We start from the raw sequence: 4,552 nt of genomic DNA on the forward strand, positions 1-4,552 counted from the left end.
AGAAGAACCGCTCGTTTGATAAAATGCATGAAAAACGATACCATTTCCTTTCCAGAAAATATTGCACTTTTAAAAAAACATTTAGTACAATATGTAGGAGATGTTCAATTTAGAGAGTGCCAAAATATGGGTGAAATTTTAGAAACAATTTTAGCTTTTGTGAAGCGAAATTATTTAGATATTAGTAATAAAGAATTGTTTTAACAAGAAGTTTTATTTCAAATTTATGATGTAATCTTTTTTAGAAGCTATTTCCAGCTTTCGCTACTCAATCTTTTTGCTGAAAAGCAAAAAGGATTTCAAACAAATAGCTCAATCTGGGCTAAACTAATAAAAGAAAATTAAATCACTTCTTATTCCGTAAACTCTCAATAACCACAGTAATCAAAATCAAACTTCCGCCAATAAAAGTAGATTTACTTGGTATTTCATTTACAAAAATAAAGGCAATTAAAATTCCAAAAATTGGTTGTATACTGCTTATAATACTTGCTGTGGTTGCAGAAAAATGTTTTAAAGAATACACCATTAATGTATGCCCAATTGCTGTAGTTATTAAAGCAACTAATATCAAAAGAGGTAATTGATTTTGAATGTTTGTAAAATCACTAAAAAATAAAACAGGTAATAAACAAATGGTAACTACAATCATTTGATACAACATTAACATACTGCCATTGTATTTTTTTACTTCTTCTTTTACCAATAAGTTTCTAACAGCATAGAAAAAAGCAGATAAAATTCCAAAGAGAATTCCTTTCAAATCATCATTTTCTATAGAAAATTCTGGTACTAAAATAGAGATACCAACTAATACTAAAATGGCTAAAAAAACATGAATGCCGCTAATTTTTTGTTTCGAAAAAAAAGGCTCTAGAAAAACGGTAATTATAGGGTATGTAAATAAAGACAGCATTCCTAAAGCTACATTGCTTAACTTTAATGCAATAAAATAGGTAACCCAATGTGCGCCCATTAAAAAGCCACTTAAAAAGAAAGAAACTTTATCTTTTCTAGATTTAATTTTTAAATCAATTTTTTTAAATCGGCAGAAAATATAAATAAAAATGGCTGCTAAAAAAGCTCTACATAAAATAATAGCTTCTGCTGGCATTGCTATATACCTTCCTAAAACACCAGAAGTACTTATAAAAAGGGTTCCTAAAAGTAAAACTGATAAATTTTTGGCGTAGTTATTTTGCATGTTGGTTTTTTAAACTATATATTTTGTAAAACCTGTAAAGCCTTTTTTACAGTATCAATTTTTATAAACGTTATAAGTAAACGCAATCCGTTTTTGGTCTGTTTCTCTTTCATTACACAACTTTTAGGGTTTTGTTGCACGTATTTTAACATTTTAGAAAAAGCGGCTGTTTGGTAAAAATCGCTTTGTTGGTCAGATACAAAATAGCCAATCATTCTTTTTTGTTTTAAAATGATTTTTTCTAAACCTAATTCTTTTGCCAACCATTTTATTCTTACAGAATCTAATAAATCTTCTACCTGAGTTGGTATTTCTCCAAACCTGTCTATAATTTCAGTTTCAAAAGTTTGTAATTCTTCATTGTTTTTTAAGTCAGATAGTTTTTCGTACAAACTCAACCTTTCTGTTACTGAATTTACATAATCATCAGGAAATAAAATTTCAAAATCAGTATCTATTTGTACTTCTTTTACAAACTCTTTTGGCTTAGAATTATCTGTTGGATACAATTCTTTAAACTCATTTTCTTTCAACTCTTCTATGGCTTCTTGTAATATTTTTTGATAGGTATCAAATCCAATATCATTGATAAAACCACTTTGTTCGCCACCTAATAAATCTCCAGCCCCACGTATTTCTAAATCTTTCATGGCAATGTTAATTCCGCTACCTAAATCAGAAAATAAAACGAGCGCTTCTATACGTTTTCTAGCATCATCTGTCATCATATGATAAGGTGGTGTTATAAAATAACAGAATGCTTTTTTGTTAGATCGCCCAACTCTACCTCTCATTTGATGTAAATCACTCAAACCAAAATTATTAGCATTATTAATAAAAATGGTATTGGCATTTGGTACATCTAAACCACTTTCTATAATTGTGGTAGATACCAAAACATCAAATTCACCATTCATAAAACCGAGCATTAGCTCTTCTAGTTTTTTACCTTCCATTTGTCCATGCCCAATGCCAATTTTTGCAGAAGGTATTAGACGTTGCAACAAACCAGCAACTTCTTTAATGTTTTCTATTCTATTATGAATAAAGAAAACCTGTCCTCCTCTAGAAATTTCATAAGAAATAGCGTCTCTAATCGTTTCTTCTCCAAAACGAATTACATGACTTTCTATAGGGTGTCTGTTGGGTGGAGGTGTTTTTATGACTGATAAATCTCTAGCAGCCATTAAACTAAATTGTAAAGTTCTTGGGATTGGTGTTGCAGTTAACGTTAATGTATCAACATTCTCTTTTAAAGTTTTTAATTTATCTTTAACAGCTACACCAAATTTTTGCTCTTCATCAATAATTAACAACCCTAAATCTTTAAATTTTATACGTTGATTTGTTAATTGATGCGTGCCAATAATAATATCTACAGCACCACTATTTACGCCATCTATAGCGGCAGTTTTTTGTTTTGCTGTTCTAAATCGATTTAAATAATCTATTTTGATAGGAAAATCTTTTAAACGCTCTGTAAACGTTTGATAATGTTGAAAAGCTAAAATAGTTGTTGGTACTAAAATAGCGACTTGTTTGCCATTATCAACCGCTTTAAAAGCTGCTCTTACAGCAACTTCTGTTTTACCAAAACCAACATCACCACAAACCAATCTGTCCATAGGTTGTTCTTTTTCCATATCTATTTTTACATCTTGTGTAGCTGTAAATTGATCGGGTGTATCTTCGTACATAAAACTACCTTCTAACTCGTGTTGTATATGTGTGTCTGGACCAAATGCAAATCCTTTTTGTAGCTTTCTTTTTGCGTATAATTGAATTAAATTAAACGCAACATGCTTAACTCTAGCTTTGGTTTTTTGTTTAATTTTTTTCCAAGCGCCAGAACCTAATTTGTAAATTTTTGGTGCTTTTCCATCTTTACCATTAAATTTAGAAATCTTGTGAAGCGAGTGGATGCTTACGTACAAAATATCACGTTCTCCATAAACCAGTTTTATGGCTTCTTGCTTTTTTCCTTGAACATCTATTTTTTGCAAACCACCAAATTTTCCAATTCCATGGTCCATGTGTGTCACATAATCACCAATTTCTAGTTTGTTTAGTTCTTGTAAAGTAATGGCTTGCTTTTTAGCATACCCATTTTTTAATCGGAATTTATGATAACGTTCAAAAATTTGATGATCTGTATAACAAACCAATTTAGTATCTACATCTACAAAACCTTGGTATAAAGGAAAAACTAAGGTTTCATAATGAACTTTTTTCTCTGAATCATCAAAAATATCATGAAAACGTTTTGCCTGCTGATCGTTAGCACAAAAAATATAATTGGTAAAACCTGCTTTGTGATATTCTTCTAAATTGTCTATTAATAAATCAAACTTTTTGTTAAAAGAAGGTTGAGGTTGTGTGTTAAAAACAACATCAGAATTTTCATAAGCATTAGAAGTTCCAAAATTTACGAGAGTGAAATCTTGTAATTGATTTTTTATGAAATTACCATCACAAAATAATTCGTTAGGTTTTGCATGTTTTATTTCTTTAGATAAAGTTGAAAAAGCTTCTTCTGCTTTTTTATAAAACTTATCTAAATTACCAGTAAGTAATGATTGATTTTTTACAAAAACAACCGTTTTAGAAGATATGTATTTTAAAAAGCTTTCTCTGTTTTCTTGAAGCGTTTTATTTTCTACATTGGGCATTATAGAAACTTTTTTCAGTTTCTCTTTAGAGAGTTGCGTTTCTACGTCAAAGGTTCTAATGCTGTCAATTTCATCACCAAAAAACTCAATTCTGTAAGGGATATCGTTAGAAAAAGAAAACACATCTATAATTCCACCTCTTACAGAAAAATCTCCAGGTTCTGTAACAAAATCTACCCGTTTAAATTTATATTCAAATAAGACTTCGTTTACAAAATCTAATGATAAATTCTCGCCAACAGCTACTTTTAAAGTACTTTTTTCAAGTTCTTTTTTAGTAACTACTTTTTCGAATAATGCAGTTGGATAGGTAACAATAACTGCAGGTTTTTTTCTAGAATTTATTCTATTTAAAACCTCAGAACGCAATAAAACATTGGCGTTGTCTGTTTCTTCTATTTGATAAGGTCTCCTGTAAGAACCAGGATAAAATAGAACGTTTTTATCGCCTAAAAGTTGCTCTAAATCATTTAAATAATAGGCAGCTTCTTCTTTATCATTAAAAATTAAAAGATAAGGTTTGTCTGCTTTTTTAAAAGTTTCTGAAATAACAAAAGACAACGAAGAGCCCACCAAATTCTTTATTTGAAAATGGTTTTGCTCTTGTTGAAGTTGTGAATTTATCTGCGCTACTAGCGCAGATTTTTGGTATTGATTTACAATATTCTGCTTACTCAAC

2 protein-coding genes and 1 pseudogene are annotated in these 4,552 nt (G+C 29.8%); 1 reads left to right on the forward strand and 2 read right to left on the reverse strand.

The annotated features are described in order from the left end of the window. Positions 1 to 204 (forward strand): annotated as a pseudogene (locus ACTG3S_RS02765) (hypothetical protein); the annotation flags it as partial. A gap of 142 nt (positions 205 to 346) precedes the next feature. On the opposite strand, the gene ACTG3S_RS02770 reads toward ACTG3S_RS02765, so the two are convergent. Beyond that, positions 347 to 1,204 (reverse strand): DMT family transporter, encoded by an 858-nt coding sequence (locus tag ACTG3S_RS02770; protein WP_439127849.1) that lies wholly within the window; start codon positions 1,202 to 1,204, stop codon positions 347 to 349. A 14-nt stretch (positions 1,205 to 1,218) separates the two neighbouring features. Continuing rightward, the gene (mfd, locus tag ACTG3S_RS02775) at positions 1,219 to 4,551 is read right to left on the reverse strand and encodes a transcription-repair coupling factor (RefSeq protein ID WP_439127850.1); all 3,333 of its coding nucleotides are present in this window, start codon (positions 4,549 to 4,551) and stop codon (positions 1,219 to 1,221) included. Between the last annotated feature and the right edge of the window lies 1 nt (position 4,552).

The sequence above is a fragment of the Polaribacter sp. genome, assembly GCF_965656025.1.
Lineage (GTDB): Bacteria > Bacteroidota > Bacteroidia > Flavobacteriales > Flavobacteriaceae > Polaribacter.

Excerpts from the sequence above, each read along its gene's own strand:
- ACTG3S_RS02770 (WP_439127849.1), bottom strand. The coding sequence starts at position 1,204 with ATGCAAAATAACTACGCCAAAAATTTATCAGTTTTACTTTTAGGAACC.